The 16,858-nt window shown below is 50.7% G+C and carries 13 protein-coding genes and 1 pseudogene; 9 read left to right on the forward strand and 5 right to left on the reverse strand.

What is annotated here, in order from left to right; all coding sequences use genetic code 11:
• Positions 1 to 70 precede the first annotated feature (70 nt).
• The 5 genes from NQD60_RS03955 to NQD60_RS03975 are packed head-to-tail and all read left to right on the forward strand — an operon-like array spanning position 71 to position 4,361.
• Positions 71 to 319 carry an acyl carrier protein gene (locus tag NQD60_RS03955; protein ID WP_223694478.1) on the forward strand — a complete coding sequence of 83 codons (249 nt, stop codon included), beginning with the start codon at positions 71 to 73 and terminating at the stop codon, positions 317 to 319.
• Positions 297 to 1,526, forward strand: coding sequence for a beta-ketoacyl synthase N-terminal-like domain-containing protein (locus NQD60_RS03960; protein WP_257101150.1), 1,230 nt, complete (start codon positions 297 to 299; stop codon positions 1,524 to 1,526). Before NQD60_RS03955 ends, NQD60_RS03960 begins: the two co-directional genes overlap by 23 nt.
• Before the next feature lie 30 nt (positions 1,527 to 1,556).
• Positions 1,557 to 2,819: a hydroxymethylglutaryl-CoA synthase family protein gene (locus tag NQD60_RS03965; RefSeq protein WP_257101151.1), complete on the forward strand. Its 1,263-nt coding sequence runs from the start codon at positions 1,557 to 1,559 to the stop codon at positions 2,817 to 2,819.
• Entirely contained in the window at positions 2,813 to 3,610 is a 798-nt protein-coding gene (locus NQD60_RS03970) for an enoyl-CoA hydratase/isomerase (protein ID WP_257101262.1), read from the forward strand. Before NQD60_RS03965 ends, NQD60_RS03970 begins: the two co-directional genes overlap by 7 nt.
• Position 3,611: 1 nt before the next feature.
• Entirely contained in the window at positions 3,612 to 4,361 is a 750-nt protein-coding gene (locus NQD60_RS03975) for a polyketide synthase (protein ID WP_257101152.1), read from the forward strand.
• A 14-nt stretch (positions 4,362 to 4,375) separates the two neighbouring features.
• Here the strand turns inward: NQD60_RS03975 and NQD60_RS03980 are convergent, their stop codons facing one another.
• Genes NQD60_RS03980 through NQD60_RS03990 form a run of 3 tightly spaced genes read right to left on the reverse strand, consistent with a single transcriptional unit; the run spans position 4,376 to position 7,309 of the window.
• Positions 4,376 to 5,287 (reverse strand): glycosyltransferase family 2 protein, encoded by a 912-nt coding sequence (locus NQD60_RS03980; RefSeq protein ID WP_257101153.1) that lies wholly within the window; start codon positions 5,285 to 5,287, stop codon positions 4,376 to 4,378.
• Positions 5,274 to 6,050, reverse strand: coding sequence for a glycosyltransferase family 2 protein (locus tag NQD60_RS03985; protein WP_257101154.1), 777 nt, complete (start codon positions 6,048 to 6,050; stop codon positions 5,274 to 5,276). The genes NQD60_RS03980 and NQD60_RS03985 overlap by 14 nt, the downstream gene beginning before the upstream one ends.
• Positions 6,047 to 7,309, reverse strand: a complete 1,263-nt coding sequence (locus tag NQD60_RS03990) for an O-antigen ligase (RefSeq protein WP_257101155.1) — start codon at positions 7,307 to 7,309, stop codon at positions 6,047 to 6,049. The genes NQD60_RS03985 and NQD60_RS03990 overlap by 4 nt, the downstream gene beginning before the upstream one ends.
• A 55-nt stretch (positions 7,310 to 7,364) precedes the next feature.
• Here NQD60_RS03990 and msbA point away from each other — a divergent pair, with 55 nt between their 5' ends.
• From msbA to NQD60_RS04005, 3 genes and pseudogenes are all read left to right on the forward strand, one after another.
• The gene (gene msbA, locus NQD60_RS03995; RefSeq protein WP_257101156.1) at positions 7,365 to 9,119 is read left to right on the forward strand and encodes a lipid A export permease/ATP-binding protein MsbA; all 1,755 of its coding nucleotides are present in this window, start codon (positions 7,365 to 7,367) and stop codon (positions 9,117 to 9,119) included.
• 525 nt (positions 9,120 to 9,644) lie between these two features.
• Positions 9,645 to 14,729: an NACHT domain-containing protein gene (locus NQD60_RS04000; protein ID WP_257101157.1), complete on the forward strand. Its 5,085-nt coding sequence runs from the start codon at positions 9,645 to 9,647 to the stop codon at positions 14,727 to 14,729.
• A gap of 387 nt (positions 14,730 to 15,116) precedes the next feature.
• A pseudogene (locus tag NQD60_RS04005) lies at positions 15,117 to 15,913 on the forward strand (transposase).
• A 51-nt stretch (positions 15,914 to 15,964) separates the two neighbouring features.
• Here NQD60_RS04005 and NQD60_RS04010 read toward each other — a convergent pair.
• Together NQD60_RS04010 and NQD60_RS04015 are read right to left on the reverse strand one after the other, a co-directional pair.
• The gene (locus NQD60_RS04010) at positions 15,965 to 16,297 is read right to left on the reverse strand and encodes a hypothetical protein (protein WP_257101158.1); all 333 of its coding nucleotides are present in this window, start codon (positions 16,295 to 16,297) and stop codon (positions 15,965 to 15,967) included.
• On the reverse strand, positions 16,254 to 16,529 hold the full coding sequence (locus NQD60_RS04015; RefSeq protein WP_257101159.1) for a hypothetical protein: 276 nt from the start codon (positions 16,527 to 16,529) through the stop codon (positions 16,254 to 16,256). The genes NQD60_RS04010 and NQD60_RS04015 overlap by 44 nt, the downstream gene beginning before the upstream one ends.
• 17 nt (positions 16,530 to 16,546) lie before the next feature.
• Between NQD60_RS04015 and NQD60_RS04020 the strand changes: the two genes are divergently transcribed.
• Positions 16,547 to 16,663 carry a group II intron maturase-specific domain-containing protein gene (locus NQD60_RS04020; RefSeq protein ID WP_257101263.1) on the forward strand — a complete coding sequence of 39 codons (117 nt, stop codon included), beginning with the start codon at positions 16,547 to 16,549 and terminating at the stop codon, positions 16,661 to 16,663.
• The last annotated feature ends 195 nt before the right edge of the window (positions 16,664 to 16,858 follow it).

Consider the following 16,858-nt stretch of genomic DNA (forward strand, 5'->3'; position numbering starts at 1 on the left):
CCGGTAGTGAAGGTTTATTTTTTTGATGTAATCAAAATGATTGGTCTACAGCTATTCAAGGGAGAAAATAATGAATCAAGAAGAAATATTTCAGTTGATTATCCGTCACACGCAAGAGGTGTTGCCGGGTCTCGAGCAGCATCCATTTCAGCACAGTGACCAGTTGCACGATCTGGGCGCCAATTCGGTGGATCGCGCTGAGATTGTGATGCTGGTGCTGGATTCGTTATCCCTAAAGATCCCCCGCGTAGAAACCTTCGGGCCTAACAACATCGGAGAATTGGCGGACCTGCTACATGCGAAACTCGTCGAAGCTTGAGCCAGTTATAACGGGCGTCGGGGTGACTTCGGCGATCGGCCAAGGCCAAGGCAATTTTATCCGTGCTTTGCTGGGCTCACAATCTTCTTTCGGCGTGATGCAGCGTCCTGGCCGCCAGCGAGATTCGGCCTTCCTGGGAGCCGAAATTGCGTCTTTGCAGATTCCCGATGAGATTGCGCGCCAGCCGCTTCGACGCGCTTCGTTCTCGACTCAAGTCGCATTGTCCACCCTGCATGAAGCATGGCATGATGCACGCCTGAATGAAGTTGATCCAGCCCGCATCGGCCTTATCGTTGGCGGATCGAACATCCAACAGCGTGATTTAGTGCTGGCTCACGATGCTTACGCCACGCGTTCGGAATTTCTAAGTCCGACCTACGGCGTATCTTTCATGGATACCGATCTCTGTGGCTTCTGTACCGAGCAGTTTGGTATCCGTGGGCTTGCCTACACGGTGGGCGGCGCATCGGCGAGCGGCCAGTTAGCGATCATCCAGGCTATGCAGGCGGTGCAAACTGGCCAAGTTGATACGTGTATCGCCTTAGGTGCACTGATGGATGTGTCCTTCTGGGAATGTCGGGGTTTACGCAATCTCGGTGCGATGGGCTCGGACCGCTATGCGCAAGAGCCTGCGCTGGCATGTCGGCCATTTGATCGCAACCGCGATGGCTTTATTTACGGTGAATGTTGCGGGGTCGTGGTGGTCGAGGCTGCCACAGCGGCCCAGCAGCGTGTGGTAAAACCGTATGCCTGGCTGTCGGGCTGGGGGCTCGTGATGGATGCGCAGCAAAACCCCAATCCGTCGGTCGACGGTGAAGTGAAGGCCATGCAAACGGCGTTGCATCGCGCCGCATGCACCCCTGAGAGCATCGATTATATTAATCCGCATGGCACAGGATCTCCGCTCGGGGATGAGACTGAATTGCAAGCCATTCATGCCTGCCAACTGTCTCACGCTTATCTCAACACCACTAAATCCATCATCGGCCACGGCCTGAGCGCAGCAGGCACAGTCGAGGTGGTTGCAACTTTGCTCCAAATGCAGGCTGGCCGTTTGCATCCCACGAGAAACCTGGACGATCCGATCGACGCCTCACTGAACTGGGTTCGTCAGCACAGTGTCGCGCACTTTATCGATACCGCGCTAACCCTCAGTATGGGATTTGGCGGTATCAATACCGCCTTGTGTTTGCGCAGATATAACTAATTACTTACTCATTACTTGGAGAACGACCCCATGATGTCGGTTGGCATAGAAGCGATGAACGTATTTGGCGGCACGACCTACCTAGATGTCAGCCAACTCGCGCAACATCGGAAACTGGACACCGCCCGTTTTCAGAATCTGCTGATGGATCAAAAAGCGCTGGCTCTGCCCTATGAAGACCCGGTGACGTTTGGCGCGAATGCCGCTAGGCCGATCGTCGATGCGCTGTCCGCAGCTGAGAAAGATCGGATTGAAATGCTGATCACCTGCACCGAGTCCGGTATCGATTTTGGTAAATCCCTCAGCACTTATCTTCATCATTATCTTGGACTGAACCGGAACTGCCGCCTGTTTGAAATCAAACAAGCCTGCTATTCCGGCACCGCTGGCCTGCAAATGGCGGTGAATTTCATTCTGTCGCAGGTCTCACCTGGCGCCAAAGCGCTGGTGATCGCAACCGACATTGCGCGCTTTATGCTCGCCGATGGCGCTGATGAGCTGCAGGCAGAGCTTGCCTTCGCCGAGCCAAGCTCTGGTGCTGGTGCGGTCGCTTTTCTGGTCAGCGAGCGGCCCCACATTTTCCAAATCGACGTGGGCGCCAATGGCTATTACGGCTACGAAGTCATGGACACCTGCCGCCCAGCCCCAGACATGGAGGTAGGCGACGCGGATCTGTCGCTGCTTTCGTATCTGGATTGCTGCGAAAATGCTTTTCTCGAATATAAAAAAAGAGTTCCTGATGTAGATTACGCGCGTTCGTTTCAATATTTATCCTTTCATACGCCGTTTGGCGGTATGGTAAAAGGTGCTCATCGCACGATGATGCGCAAGATAACGGGCGCTAAACCGGCTGAGATCGAAGCGGACTTTGAGCAACGCGTGCTGCCTGGACTGATCTATTGCCGACGGGTTGGCAACATCATGGGCGGTGGTGTTTTATTGGCGCTGGCGAGTACGATCGACCATGGCAATTTTCAGAACCCCGCGCGGATCGGTTATTTTTCCTACGGTTCGGGTTGCTGTTCCGAATTCTTAAGCGGTATCGTACGCAAAGAAGGGCAAATCGCCCTGCAGCAACTCAAGATCGGCCAGCAACTCGACCAGCGTTACGCGTTATCGATGGAAGAATACGACTATTTGCTGAGCGGCAATAGCCAGCTTCGGTTCGGTACCCGCAATATCTGCCTCGATGAGGATATTTTTCCTGGCGCCAAGCTTGCCCAAACCGGTAAAAAATATCTGAAACTGCGGGAGATTAAAGCGTTCCACCGCGTCTACGAGTGGGCATCATGACGGCGCCATCCTACCAAACCATACGTGTGCGTTTTCAGGACCCCATCTGCTTTTTGCAACTGTACCGTCCTGACGCACAGAATACGATTAACGACCAATTGCTCGCTGAATGCTCGGACGTGCTCGATCGCTGTGAAGAGAGCGCCACCGTACTGGTTATCGAAGGACTTCCGGAAACCTTCTGTTTCGGCGCCGATTTCACGGCTATACGGGCAGCGCAGACCCAGGGTAACGGTCACTCAGCAGCGGCTTTCGCCAGCGGCGGCCCTGAGCCCCTGTATGACCTATGGCAACGGCTCACTACCGGGCCCTATGTGGTGATTTCTCATGTGCGCGGCAAGGCCAACGCCGGCGGTGTGGGTTTTGTCGCAGCTAGCGATATTGTGATCGCTGATGACAGCGCTGTATTTAGTTTATCTGAATTGCTGTTCGGCTTAATGCCTGCGTGCGTGTTGCCGTTTTTGAGCCGTCGTGTGGGTTGGCAGAAAGCCCACTACATGACGTTAATGACCCACCCTATCAGCGTGTCTCAGGCAGTTGCTTGGGGCTTGGTCGATGCGCATGAGCCCAATAGCGATATTCTGCTGCGCCGCCACCTATCGCGCCTTAAACGCTTGAATAAAACTGCGGTGGCCCGCTACAAGCGCTTTGCCAGTTCGCTCAGTGGTTCCTTAGTGGTAGATCGGCAGTTAGCGTTGGCCGCGAACAAAGAGGTGTTTTCCGACCCGCGCAATATTGACAACATTGTGCGCTACGTCGAACAAGGCATTTTTCCATGGGAGTCCTCCTAATATGGCTACATCCGTCGTTCATCGCAGCACCATTGAACCTTCCATTGTGCAAGTTACGCTGGCAGATCGGGAGCATAAGAATACGTTTTCGGACGGCATTGTTACTGGTCTGATCGATGTATTTCGGGACATCGGGTCCGATCCGACATGCAAGGTCGTGATTCTCACCGGATATGACACTTATTTTTGCGCCGGCGGCACCCAGGAGATGCTCCTGAATTTATCCAGAGGTCAGGGAAAATTCACCGATGCACCGATTTACACTCTGCCTTTGAGTTGTGAGATTCCGGTCATTTCTGCCATGCAAGGACATGGTATTGGTGGCGGCTTCGCGCTCGGTCTATTTGCCGACTTTGTCATTCTTGGCAACGAAAGCGTGTATACGGCCAATTTCATGAAATACGGTTTTACGCCCGGTTTCGGCTCTACGCTCATCCTGCGGGAAAAGCTCGGGCTGCCTTTGGCGCAGGAAATGCTGATGACCGCCAAAAATTACCGAGGCGCCGAACTCGCCCAGCGAGGCATTTCATTCCCAGTTTTGCCAAGAGCCGAAGTGCTGCCGTATGCCTATGAGCTTGCCAGGCAACTCGCAGAAAAGCCACGCCACTCCCTCGTAATATTAAAAAATCACCTGGTGGAGGATCTTCGACACCGCTTGCCTGCCGTCATCGAGAAAGAAGTAATGATGCACGAAAAGACGTTTCATCACGAGGAAGTGAGGGAGCGGATCAAGACGCTCTTTGGAAAGTAGCGTATCTTGCATTCTTACCGGCCTAAAGAAGGCTGGCGACTCTTACTGCGCTCAACTCGGCATGAGCCGAATGGAGTCGTTTCGGCGGGTTCCTGCTTTATCAAGGCCTGATCCAACCCGTGTCTAGCCCATGTACGTTTGCTCTGCAAGACTTCAAGCACGCGTTTATAGTTCAGACTTGCATTGTCCCGCGGCTGCTCTTGATGCCATAGATGCAATACTTCAGTGGCATAAAAGCCTTTTTTGCGGCGCACGCCGGCGTTGTATAGCCGCGCGACAAAGTCGGCGTCCTCATGACCCCAACCGCTAAACGCTTCATCAAAGCCATTGATTGCATGCACATTAACGGCCCATGCCGCAAGGTTGCAGCTTTTAATGCCTCGCCATTTGAAGCCATTGACGCGGCGTTGTGCGAAGTCGGGTAACTTTATCAATAAAGGCAAAAGCTTGTTGCTGCGCTGTGCACAGCGCTGGCGGACCCAAAAACGCAGATTGGCGTGCGTTAGCGATAAGCGTTGCGTCAGAAGGTCTGAGGTGAGCGCTTGGTTCAATAAAATACGGCTGCCGGTAACTGTCCATCCTGTTTCGGCAAGCGCTCGGTGACGAGCAATAAAATCACCTTGCGGCACGCAATCGCCATCGAGAAAGATTAAGTATTCACCGCGGGCCTGGGCAATGCCTTGATTGCGAATGGCCGCGGCCCGAAACCCCTGGTCAGGTTGCCAAACATGACTCACTGTAAGATCCGTATGGTTTGCCGCAGATTCAATCACAGTCCGGGTTGACTCACCAGAACCATCGTCAGCGACAATCACCTCATAATTCGTGTCAGTTTGGGCTAGGCACTGTGCAAGCACTAACGCTAGCGCATCTGGCCGGTTATAGGTTGAAACAATAACCGAGATCAGAAAGTTAGCGTGCGCCATTTTTGCTGTTTGGCCGATGCATTAGCATCAGCTTGAGATAGCGGTAATATGTGCCTTCTGCATTAGCGATGGCCAAGATAAAGCCTTCTTTACCATCAAGAAAGCCCAGCTGGATCAGGTAAGTGCGGATGAAGGCCCATAAGCCATGCCCGATTGCTTGACTGAGTGAGGCCTGTTTGCCACGCTCGAAAAGAATTTGCGCTCCGGCGCTTGAATAGGCATTCATTTTATCGAGGGCTTCTTTTATATCCGGAATTGAAAAGTGAATAATCGGCGAATTAAATTTGCCGAGGGTGCCGTCAATGATCAAGCTGGGATGAACGGCCACGTCAGTAAAACGCGCGCTGTCTCGCTTAAATAGGCGCTGGATGCGGTCTGGCCACCAGCCTGAATGCTTCATAAAGCGGCCACAAAAGCTTGATCGGCGTGGCGTTGAAAAACCGGCATGAGGGGTGCCGTTGATCAGTATAGAGTCAATTTCTGCGCGCAATTCGGGGGTCGCGCGTTCATCCGCATCAAGACACAGGACCCAGTCGCTGCGAGCTTGCGCCAGTGCGCGATTTTTCTGAGGTCCATCGCCGGGCCAATCGGTTTCAAAGACGCGTGCGCCAAGTTCCCGGCAAAGCGCAGGCGTTCCATCTGTGCTGCCTGAATCAAACACAATGATTTCGTCAGCCCAATGCCGCACCGACTCAAGGCAGTCGCCAATATCGTGTGCCTCATTCATGGCAACTATAATGACACTCAGGGTCGCGCGCTTCATAAGTTGATTATAGTGCGGGTGTTGGGCCGATGAGCGCAGCCAATCAGTATCCCTGTTAAGAGAACAAACATATAGCCTTCTGAAATATCAAGTAATAAAGAATTCACTAAGCACCCCATGGTAAAGATGAATAGCCAATTGCTCAGCAGTTGGCGGCTTTGCATAGGAAGACGGGCTGCCGCCCGTGCAATTTGCACCAGCAAATACATAAAAAGCCCTAAACCAACTAGGCCCAACTCGACCGCAAACAAAAGATATTGATTGTGCGGATTAGCCGTAACTGCGCCACGGGCGCCACTATAGCCATCAGTCAATTGCTTGAATGCTTCATGCACCCCCATGGCACCGTAGCCAAAAAACGGACGCTGGGTAACCAACTCCAGGCTTTTACGGTACCACTCAAGGCGCAAGCCGGTTGCATTAGGCTGGTTGAGTTGCTGGTAGGCACTGATTTCAGAGCCGGTATCCGCGAGTCGAGCACTCTTAAAATAAAGCGAAGCGCTGGCCGCCGCGATTAAAAGAGCCAAAAACACAGCTTGAGCCGCGGCCCGGCGACGATCATGGCGGAAGTTGAGCAGTCTCAATTTACGCACGATTTGGTAAATGGCCAGCATGATAATAACCACTTGGCCGGTGCGGCCTTGCAACATGACTAACACGTTAACCAGTGCTAGCAGCGAGAGTAAATAATAGAATCCTTTCGCGCGTGCAGACGATGCTGTTTCAGCTATATCCAACGCTAAGCTAAAGAGCAGCGCTGAAAAAAGTCCTGCCGTAATATGATTTTTAAATACCCAGGCATAGGTAATGGGATCATTCGCATTATAGAGTGGGCCAATGGCGGTCAGTCCAAGATAGTTGCTGGTAGAGAGCAGTAAGACAAAACTGAGACTGATACATAAACCAAGGCGCGCGACATTGGCTAGCGGCCGGTCTTGAAAGGCCGCAATCAAGAGTGGAATAAAAAGTAGTTTGCGGTATTTCATTAACCATTTTATGCTTTCGTCGAACGGCGCAGCACTGTATAGCACACTGATGATGAGTGCGAATATAAGAGCAAACGTAGCGATACTCACGGGATGAGAAAAGGCGTTTCGCCAATTACGCCATAACTCTGGCGCCAGCAACACCGCGATAGCGAAAAGACCCAGTGCGATATTGGTCAACGCAGTCGAAATAGGCACGCACCATAACGCAATCAGCGCAAACGACTGCGCTGCCGCTAGCGGATATGAAACAGAAAGCTTGGTGCCAGGCATAATAGAGGTATTCCGTTTTGAGCTTGACCAAAAATTATAGCGTATCTCATCATTTATGAATCAACCTTCCACTGTTACTGTCATCCTAACGCGTATTTGGAGTTATCTGAAAGCGCATCGCTGGATCATGTTGTTGGCGATCATTTCAATGGCTATTGTGGCAGCCAGCGAGGCGGGTATTCCCGCTTTGCTTAAGCCTTTATTAGATAAAGGCTTTGGCGCTAAAGAGCAAGCCTCGCGGCTTAAATGGCTGGTGCCGTTAGCGGTGATTGGCTTGGCTTTAGTGCGCGGCGCGGCGCAATATGCCTCTAATTATCTGCTGTCGTGGGTCTCTAATCGCGTGTTGCTCGATTTGCGTTTACATATGTTTCAGCGCATGTTGCATGCGAGTGCGTTTTTTTTCCAGCGCGAGACCGCCAGCGCCATCATTAATGCGGTAGTTTTTGAAGTGAACCAAGTGCTAAATATACTGACAGGTGTATTGATTACATTGGTGCGAGATTCATTAGCGGTGCTTTTTCTGCTGGCCTATCTGTTTTATTTAAATTGGCAACTGACCTTAATTGTGGCGGTGATTCTACCCATCATCGGCTGGCTCGTCGGCAAAATTAATGTGCGCTTACGGCGCTTAAACCGCGAGCATCAGCGCTTAACCAATGAGCTTTCTTATATTGTTGAAGAAACCGTAGGGGGCTATAAGGTGGTCAAAGTTCATCATGGCGAGCCTTACGAAATGAAGCGTTTTGCGGCGATGAGCACGCGCCTGCGCGGTTATGCGATGCGTATGACCGTTTCCGGTGCGCTCGCGCAACCGCTGACACAGTTTTTGGCTTCAATTGCATTGGCCGCTGTACTGGTGATTGCGGTGATGCAGTCGACCACCGATCAAACTACGATCGGCGGATTTGTGGCGTTTGTGACGGCCATGCTGTTGATTATCTCGCCACTCAAACATCTGATTGATATTAACCAGCCGTTGCAACGGGGAGTGACTGCAGCGGAGTTGATTTTTGGGCTGATTGACGAACCCCTTGAACCCGCGGGAGGCGGACGCGCTTTGCTGCGCGCGCAGGGTAAGGTTGAATTCCAACAGGTGTGCTTTAGTTATGGGCAAGCCAATGCGCCTACGTTGCGCGACCTTTCATTTACGGTGGCGCCTGGCGAAGTGTGCGCCTTAGTGGGTCAATCGGGGAGTGGCAAAACCACCCTGATCAACCTGCTGCCGAGGTTTTTCGACCCTAGTGCTGGCCGGATTTTAATCGACGATGTGCCGCTTACCGAGTATCGGCTAACCGATGTGCGCAGTCAGCTTGCCTTTGTCAGTCAAGAGGTGGTGCTGTTTAACGATTCGATCGCGGCCAATGTTGCTTATGGGCAAACGATTGATCGCGTGCGTGTTCAGCACGCACTCGCCGCAGCTCATTTAACTGAGCTTATGGCAGAGCTGCCTGACGGCATGGATACCTCAATTGGGGGCAATGGCATGCGACTATCGGGCGGACAGCGCCAGCGGCTGGCGATTGCACGGGCAATTTATAAAGATGCGCCGATTCTCATTCTTGACGAGGCAACCTCCGCCTTGGATGCAGAGTCCGAGCGTCATGTCCAAGCCGCTTTAGAGGTCTTGATGCGAGGCCGTACAACGCTGGTGATTGCACATCGGCTGGCGACGATCGAACGGGCCGACCGGATTCTGGTGCTTGAAGCCGGCCAGATTGTCGAGCAGGGTCGTCATGCTGAACTGTTGCAGCAAAACGGACGCTATGCGCAGCTTTATCATTTGCAGCATCAATCGCAGCAGGTAGTTTAAAGCAGGCACACCCCCTTCGAGTGCCGTGGGGGTGCGGTCACCGGATCGTTAGGTGCGGACGAGCAACGCTGCCGGTGAGCGTTGCACGAAACCGCGCAATGCGGCGTAATCTTTGGCGGTATATGGTCATCCGACTTTGAGAGGTTCGTGGGCCATAACGAGCAGTTTGAGGGCTAAAAACACGAGTGAATGTAAATTAAAAATCTCGTATTTTACAAAGCAAATGCAAGGTTGATAATCGGGATTATCAGACAAGGGGGACGTTTTTTTGCAGCTCAGAATTCAGCCGATGGCCTGTCGAATGACTTAAAAAAACCCGGGTAAATCGTGCTATGCGACCAACGCTTGAGTGAAGGAACACTCTAGCAAACGGAAAAGCGTTCATCTAAGCTATTTGAGTGTGGTGTTGATATTTGAAATGGTTTAGTCTAAATCTGTGAAATTACTCTCCAGAATCATTGCTCGAATAGAAATTCGAAGATGCTGAGAGTTGGCCTGATTGAATAACGCAGTTGGGGAAGAGAGATGGATGGGATAGGCAGCTCAACTGGTAGCATTAGAGTCACTTTAATTTCTGCTCATGATTATCACCAAGACGCGCTTGATTATCAGAGGCAAGGTAATCTGACGCAAGCACAAGCAAGTTATATGCAAGCGCTGAAGGAGGCGGATCTAGCGTACTGCCGTATCAATTCAACTAAAGCCGATGTAAGCCGGACACTTGCCCGAATTAATCGGGATTATGCTGGCCTGCTAGAGAGATTAGGTTGTCGTGTTGATGCGAAAGAGGTCTATCAGCAAGCGCAAACATATGGAAAAAAAGCCTGCAAATTAGAGCCGGATCATACTGAAGGCAAAGCGTTGCTCGATGATATTGAGTTTAAGTACAGACAATTTCTAGGGCAGCAGGAAGAAAGCACAGAAATTGAAGAGCCACCTTCTGTGCCGCTGCCTAATTGGGTTCAGCCGGCTTTGCCAGCACAGAGACTACCGGCGGTTGCCGCTATTCAGGAAAAAGGTGCGCTGGTAGATCGTCTATTTGAAAAGGCGCTTTCGATACTTGCCTCGTTGGAGACCCCGAATAAACCCAGCTTATTTCTGGTGTATGCCCATAACAATCCGGCTTGTGGAGAAGCCAAAGCGGATATTTCCAAATACTTAATCGAAAAGCTGTCCACCATCCGCGCTCGCCTGTATGCAGATCAAACGCCGTTGGGGCCAACGTATTCGAGTTCTGTAGAAGAAGAGAAAGATGGCAGGCTCGAAGATATCTTGACTAGCCAACTCTGTTTGTTGCCAGCTAAGTTAAGAGAGGGAATAGAGCCAGTCGATAAAGTGGCGGTGTGCTGCTCAGAGGTATTGGGAAATTATCTAACTTGGTCGCATTATAAAAATTTTTATCAGGCGCTTCGTGCAGCTTACCGTCAAGACCTTGAGCAACGGAGTACTGCAGCCATCCGTGAGGTTGTCAGGAAATTTTCCCAAGAAGATCCTTATCAGTCAGGCTTTCATCATGTGCTGACGGAAATCGCATTTTTGCAAATCCGTGCCAAAGTGCACTCAAATGAACATGGCATTATTCCGATTTCGTTAACCCCACAAAGCTATGAAGAATGCCTGGCGCGCTTTATTTCATCGACGACAGTTCGCATGGAGGATATTGTCCGATTTGAAGAGCAAGCCCAAGCGGGAAGAGAGGTGTATCCCAATCAAAGCCGGTATGGCGTGCTGTTTAAGCTGATTGAACGCTTGTTAGCGGGTAATGATGAGGCAAAAACGTTTTTAGACGAGTTTTGGCAGGGGCATGGCAAGCTTATCGCACAATTAAAGGAGACACCTTCGACCTTAAGTGCGCTGGAGTTTGACAACGTCGTAGAGGGCATTTTCGGAAAAATAGAGACAGCGTTTCTTAAACAATTGGCGCGAATCGTGGAAGAAATTCAAGCAGCGCAGAGACAAGCGCTACAAGCGACTTCCCAACCGCTGGCGATACTGGGTAAAAATATTGAACAATTTAAGCAAGCCTATCAAGAGACCTTAAAAAGAACGGGGGAGAGCGATGTCTTATCCATGTATGTTCCTCTTCAAGGTATCAAAAAAGGCCCGCAGGGCGAAGAGATAGTCGATCTTGACGCAGAATTAGAAAAATTCTTTGTCTCAGAGGCAAACGTATTTTTATTACAGGGGATTGCAGGCTCTGGGAAGTCGACCTTTAATCGGCATTTGGCGCTTAAAAAATTGACGGATTACCAGAATCTCTCTCAAACCTCAAATGATCCGTCATTGGTTTTCTTTATTGAACTCAGAAGTATTGAACATCCCAATAAGCAAGTCATCCAACAATTTTTACAAAGCAAAGGTTTTGCGCCAGCACAAATTGAAGCGTTACGAGTGCATTCGCACCAGCGCTGTATTTTTATTTTTGATGGATACGATGAAATCAAAGAGCGCAATCGTAATTTCTATGAGCTCAACGAATTATGGCGCTGGGAAAAAGCTAAGTTTGTGATCACAAGCCGCCCTGAATACTTGGATGCGAATTATCAAACGTACTTCCACCCTAAGGCATCGCCGCAAGCATTGTGGGAAGTGTCGGTGGCGCCGTTTTCGCCAGAACAACGCTCTCGTTACATTCAGCATTATGTCGAAAAAAACAATCCGCGCTGGAACATAGCGCAATACGAGCAAGCCTTTCATCAATTAACGCCACTTGGCAAGGAATTAGAGCGGCCAGTGGTGTTGCGCATGTTGTTGCAGATTTTGCCTGAATTGGAGGTAAATCATCAAACTGCAAAGAATTTAACGTTGGGCGTAGTCTACGAACAATACTTCCAGCATTGGTGGGGAAACTGGCGAGATCGTTTGGGGGCAATTCCCTTAACTGACGAAGAGAAGAACGCTAAGCGAGAACTTGCTGAACGTGAAGGTGGGTTCATATCACAAGGTCTTACCTATATACAAAATTGTGCACTAACCCTGACTAAGTCAGGGTTGACAATCGCTCAGGATGATAAAAATTTCAAGAAGCGATACGCAGACGTGTACGAAGCATTTTTCGAGGAAGGAGCCAAGACACGACTGCTACGCTTTAATGCGCCATTCCAAATTAAACAAAAACAACATTACGAGTTCCCGCATAAGTCGATGCAAGAGTATTTAGTTGCGCGTGCCATATGTCCACCTAAATTTGAGGCCACGGATCCCCATCCAGAAAATGCATTCAATCAACTTTCATTAGTCAATGAACCGGTCATCCTTGATTTTCTGGTTGAGCAAGCTAAGACACAACCCTCATTTAAAGAGCACCTTCGTTCGTGGATAGAAGCTTCTAAAAACGCTAATGCTCTTGTAACGGTAGGCGCAGCCAATGCGATCACGGTGTTAGTCAGAGCGGGGGTACAGTTTAATGATGCGGATTTACGGGCTATTCGTATTCCTAACGCAGATTTGAGCTATGGCGGATTTGATTCAGCGCAGTTGCAAGGTGCCGATCTCAGTGAGACGAACTTAACTGGCATCTGGTTGCGCGATGCAGATTTAAAGGGGGCGCGCATGAACGGGGTGCAGTTTGGGGAATTGCCGAGCTTGCAACTGGAAGAACCGGTGGGTGCTTGCTGCTATTCGCACGATGGGCGCTACCTAGTGGTCGCAGCAGGCGGGAAGTCAGGAAAGCTTGCGCTTTATGAGGCCGAGACGTTTGCACATGTGCATACGTTCGAAGGACATTCCGACTTCGCGACAAGCGTTGCGTTCTCAAGAGATGGCCAAGTGCTGGCATCGGGCAGTCATGATAAGACGGTGAGGCTGTGGTCGGTAGCCGAGAAAAAGCCGTTGCACACGTTCGACGGGCATATCGGCTTTGTGAGAAGCGTCGCGTTCTCAAAAGATGGACAAACGCTAGCATCGGGCAGTGCGGACGGAACAATGCAGCTGTGGTCGGTAGCCCAGAAAGAGCTGTTGCACACGTTCAAAAGAAATACCTGCTCGGTGAATAGTGTCGCGTTCTCAAGCGATGGAAAAACGCTAGCTTTGGGCAGTGAGGACAAGACGGTGTGGCTGTGGTCGGTAGCCCAGAAAGAGCTGTTGCACACGTTCGTAGGCCATACCAACCAGGTGAAAAGCGTCGCGTTCTCAAGCGATGACCAAATGCTGGCCTCGGGCAGTGAGGACAAGACGGTGAGGTTGTGGTCGGTAGCCCAGAAAGAGCCGTTGCACACGTTCGAAGGACATACCTACGCGGTGACAAGCGTTGCGTTCTCAAGCGATGATCAAACGCTGGCCTCGGGCAGTCGGGACAAGACGGTGCGGCTGTGGTCGGTAGCAGAGAAAAAGCCGTTGCATACGTTCGCAGGACATACCAACATCGTGGAAAGCATTGCGTTCTCAAATAACAGACAAACACTGGCATCTGGCAGTCGAGACAGGACGGTACGGCTGTGGTCGGTAGCCGAGAAAAGACTGTTGCACAGCTTCGAAGGACATACACGCTCAGTGGCAAGCATCGCGTTCTCAAGCGATGGCCAAATGCTGGCATCGGGTGGTGATGACAATACGGTGCGACTGTGGTCGGTCGCCGAGAGAAAACAGGTACACACGTTTGAAGGACATACCAATATGGTGACAAGCGTCGCGTTCTCAAACGATGGGCAAACGCTGGCCTCGGGCAGTGGGGACAATACGGTGCGGCTGTGGTCGGTAGCCAAAAAAGAGCCGTTGCGCACGTTCGAAGAACATGTTGACAAAGTGACAAGCGTCGCGCTCTCACCCAAGGACAAAAGGCTGGCCTCGGTCAGTTATGACGGTCAGGTACTGCTGGGGTCGGTAGCCGATAAAAGGCGGTTGCACAGCTTCACAGGACATACAGGCTCAGTGACAGTGACAAGCGTCGCGTTCTCAAGCGATGGCCAAACGCTGGCCTCGGGCGGTCGGGACAATATGGTGACGCTGTGGTCGATAGCCAATGGAATACGGTTGCGCACGTTCGAAGGGCATACCAACTGGGTGACGAGCGTCGCGTTCTCAAACGATGGGCAAACGCTGGCCTCGGGCAGTTATGACAAGACAGTGCGGCTGTGGGCGATAGCTAAACAAGAGCTGTTGCACGAGTTCAAAGGACATGCCGACTGGGTGACATGCGTTGCGCTTTCAAGCGATGGCCAAACGCTGGCCTCAGGCAGTAGTGACAATACGGTGCGGTTATGGTCGATTGCTTCGGGCCAATGTTTAACCGTGATTCAGGGTATTAATGGGGCCGTCAATTCTGTTACTTGGTGCGCGAACGCTGAAGGAGTCTGGCTGGCAACGGGAAGTTCTGACAATGTGGTACGTATTTGGCAAGTGCATCGAGATGATGGGGCATGTTGCGTGACATTACATTGGGCCTCAGCACAAACAACATTAACGACACCAGGGATGTCCATTCAAGATGTGATCGGACTCAGTGCGAGGAATACAAAACTACTAAAACAACGCGGTGCGACGGGAGAGCCGCACCAGACTGAGGAGCGAGAAGCGCGGTCATTGCCAACAGAAGGAGCAGTAGCTCCAGCAATCACGCTACCTGTCCAAGCGGGTAACCGCTCTGGATCGACTTATCTCAATTTCGCTTGAAAACGAGCGAGTCAACTTGCATTTGAAATGGTTTAGCTCAAAAATTACAGAAAGTTCATTTGGTTAAACCTGTTGCACTTGATTCTTTAGAGCACCGTTTTTCGTTTGCGATGGAGGTGATTTTAGAAGGAAGTAGCTAAGTTAGAGGATTTTTCTTTATTTTTACTATTAATAATTTTCCTATTAAAAATAACGCGAGAAATGGGGTTTTATTATGAATGAAATTATATCCACGGCATCTTCATCAAGATCATCAGTTAATAAGTAGGTCCTGAATAATTCGTAAGCTCTTTTGTGGTAAAGGTTTTGCGTCGAAATAGAGTGGCATAAATTGCAAGAAAATGGCACATTAAGAAAATAAATCCTGCAATTTGTGATGAGGCAAGAATGGGACCGAAGGCGCGAGTGAGTGAAGCAGATTTGTTTAGACAACCGTTAATAGAGCAGATCAATCTAAAACATGAGTTGGTTCGTCTAGGAAATTTGATCAATTGGGATGGATTAAGCGTATCGATGAGCTAGAGCTTTACCTCATCGAGAGGGCGTCCTGCCACCTCACCCCGCCTCATAGCTGGGTTGTTGTATTTGCAATATGCGTTCTACTTGTCTGATGAAGAGGTTGTACGGTCATGGCTAGAAAACCCATACTGGCAGGTATTCACGGGGGAGGAGTATCTGCAAATAGAACCACCGATTGATCCATCGAGTCTAACGCGTTGGCGTAATCGGCTTGGTGAAGCGGGCGTAGAAGAGCTATTAGCGGAGACGATCGAAGCGGCCAAACGTAGTGATGTCATCAAAGCGTCGAGCGTAAAAAGAGTAATCGTTGACACCACGGTGATGGAGAAAGCGATAGCGCATCCAACCGATTCGCGACTGCTAGAGCGTTGCCGAGAGCATCTGGTGAAAGCATCTATCACTCTGGCATGCGTCGGGGTATTACCCGTACGCTAAGCGCGATAATCAAACGACGCAGTGCCATCGAGCCCACTATTGGTCATATGAAAGCGGATGGGAAGCTCGGTCGAAATTGGCTTAAAGGAGCATTAGGCGATGCCATGCACGCTGTGCTCTGTGGCGCTGGACATAACTTACGAATGATCCTCAGAAAGCTTCGGCTTTTTTACCTCTTTCTTTTATTCGCTTTATTCCGTCATACATTGGCTGTTGGTTTGTGCTTTTAGATCAAATAATACGCAAAACTATTTATTCAGGATCGACTAATTACCCGTCTATTAGCGCCGCCAATCAATTTGTGGTTTGAGGTGCAGTGGAACGGTTATGGGAAGCTTGTATGCTTTCAGATCTAAACGATCCAGATGGTGCTGCCACGCCCCCTGATCAGCAAAGCTTGTGCTCTCGTGTTGACGCAGCGCGTCCAGGAACACTTGCGAAAGTCTCTGCTTTTTCATGTACGCGAGCGCGTCTTCGTTGATCTGGTAATCGCCATGGTCCGCACGCAACAACTCCAAGAAATTGGTTCGACTCTTCGTGGACGTGCTTTTGAACCACGCGAAATGCTGGTTACCGGTAGCCGCTCCGGCCTTGATGCCGCGTGCCGGTGTCATCGGCTGTTACATACGCCGAGAGCGCCAAGCCGGTCGATAACAGCCCGTCTTTTTCCGCATGAAACCGCTCCTTGCCTTCTTGCAGCAGCGTGTTCACCTGCCCCGCCGAGATCTCGATGCCCCATTCGCTCAGTTGCTCGCATAGCAGCGGCTGGGTGACGTGACAAGGGTAGTGCTGGTAGAGCACATAGCTTGTCAACTCCACGTATCCAAACAAGCCGAAATATGACATGGCTAGATGCCGGGGAAATGGTGAGGCGTCTGAATCAGAAACTAGGCGGATGGGCCAACTACTTCAGTCTCGGCCCGGTTACTTCCGCATATCGATTTCTCGACAAATACACCACGACCCGGCTCCGCCGGTAGCTATGCAAGAAACATAAGCAGCGCAGCGGGGGAGTCGCGCGCTACCCCGATGAGTATTTCTACCAGCAGTTGGGACTCATTCGTTTGCCGAAACTTGCACAGAACCTTCCATGGGCGAAGGCATGATGTTCTGTCCGAGAGCCGGATGTGTTAGTAGCGCACGTCCGGTTCGATGAGCGGGATGTGGAAATGTAG

It is taken from the genome of Mycoavidus sp. SF9855 (assembly GCF_024582735.1).
Lineage (GTDB): Bacteria > Pseudomonadota > Gammaproteobacteria > Burkholderiales > Burkholderiaceae > Mycoavidus.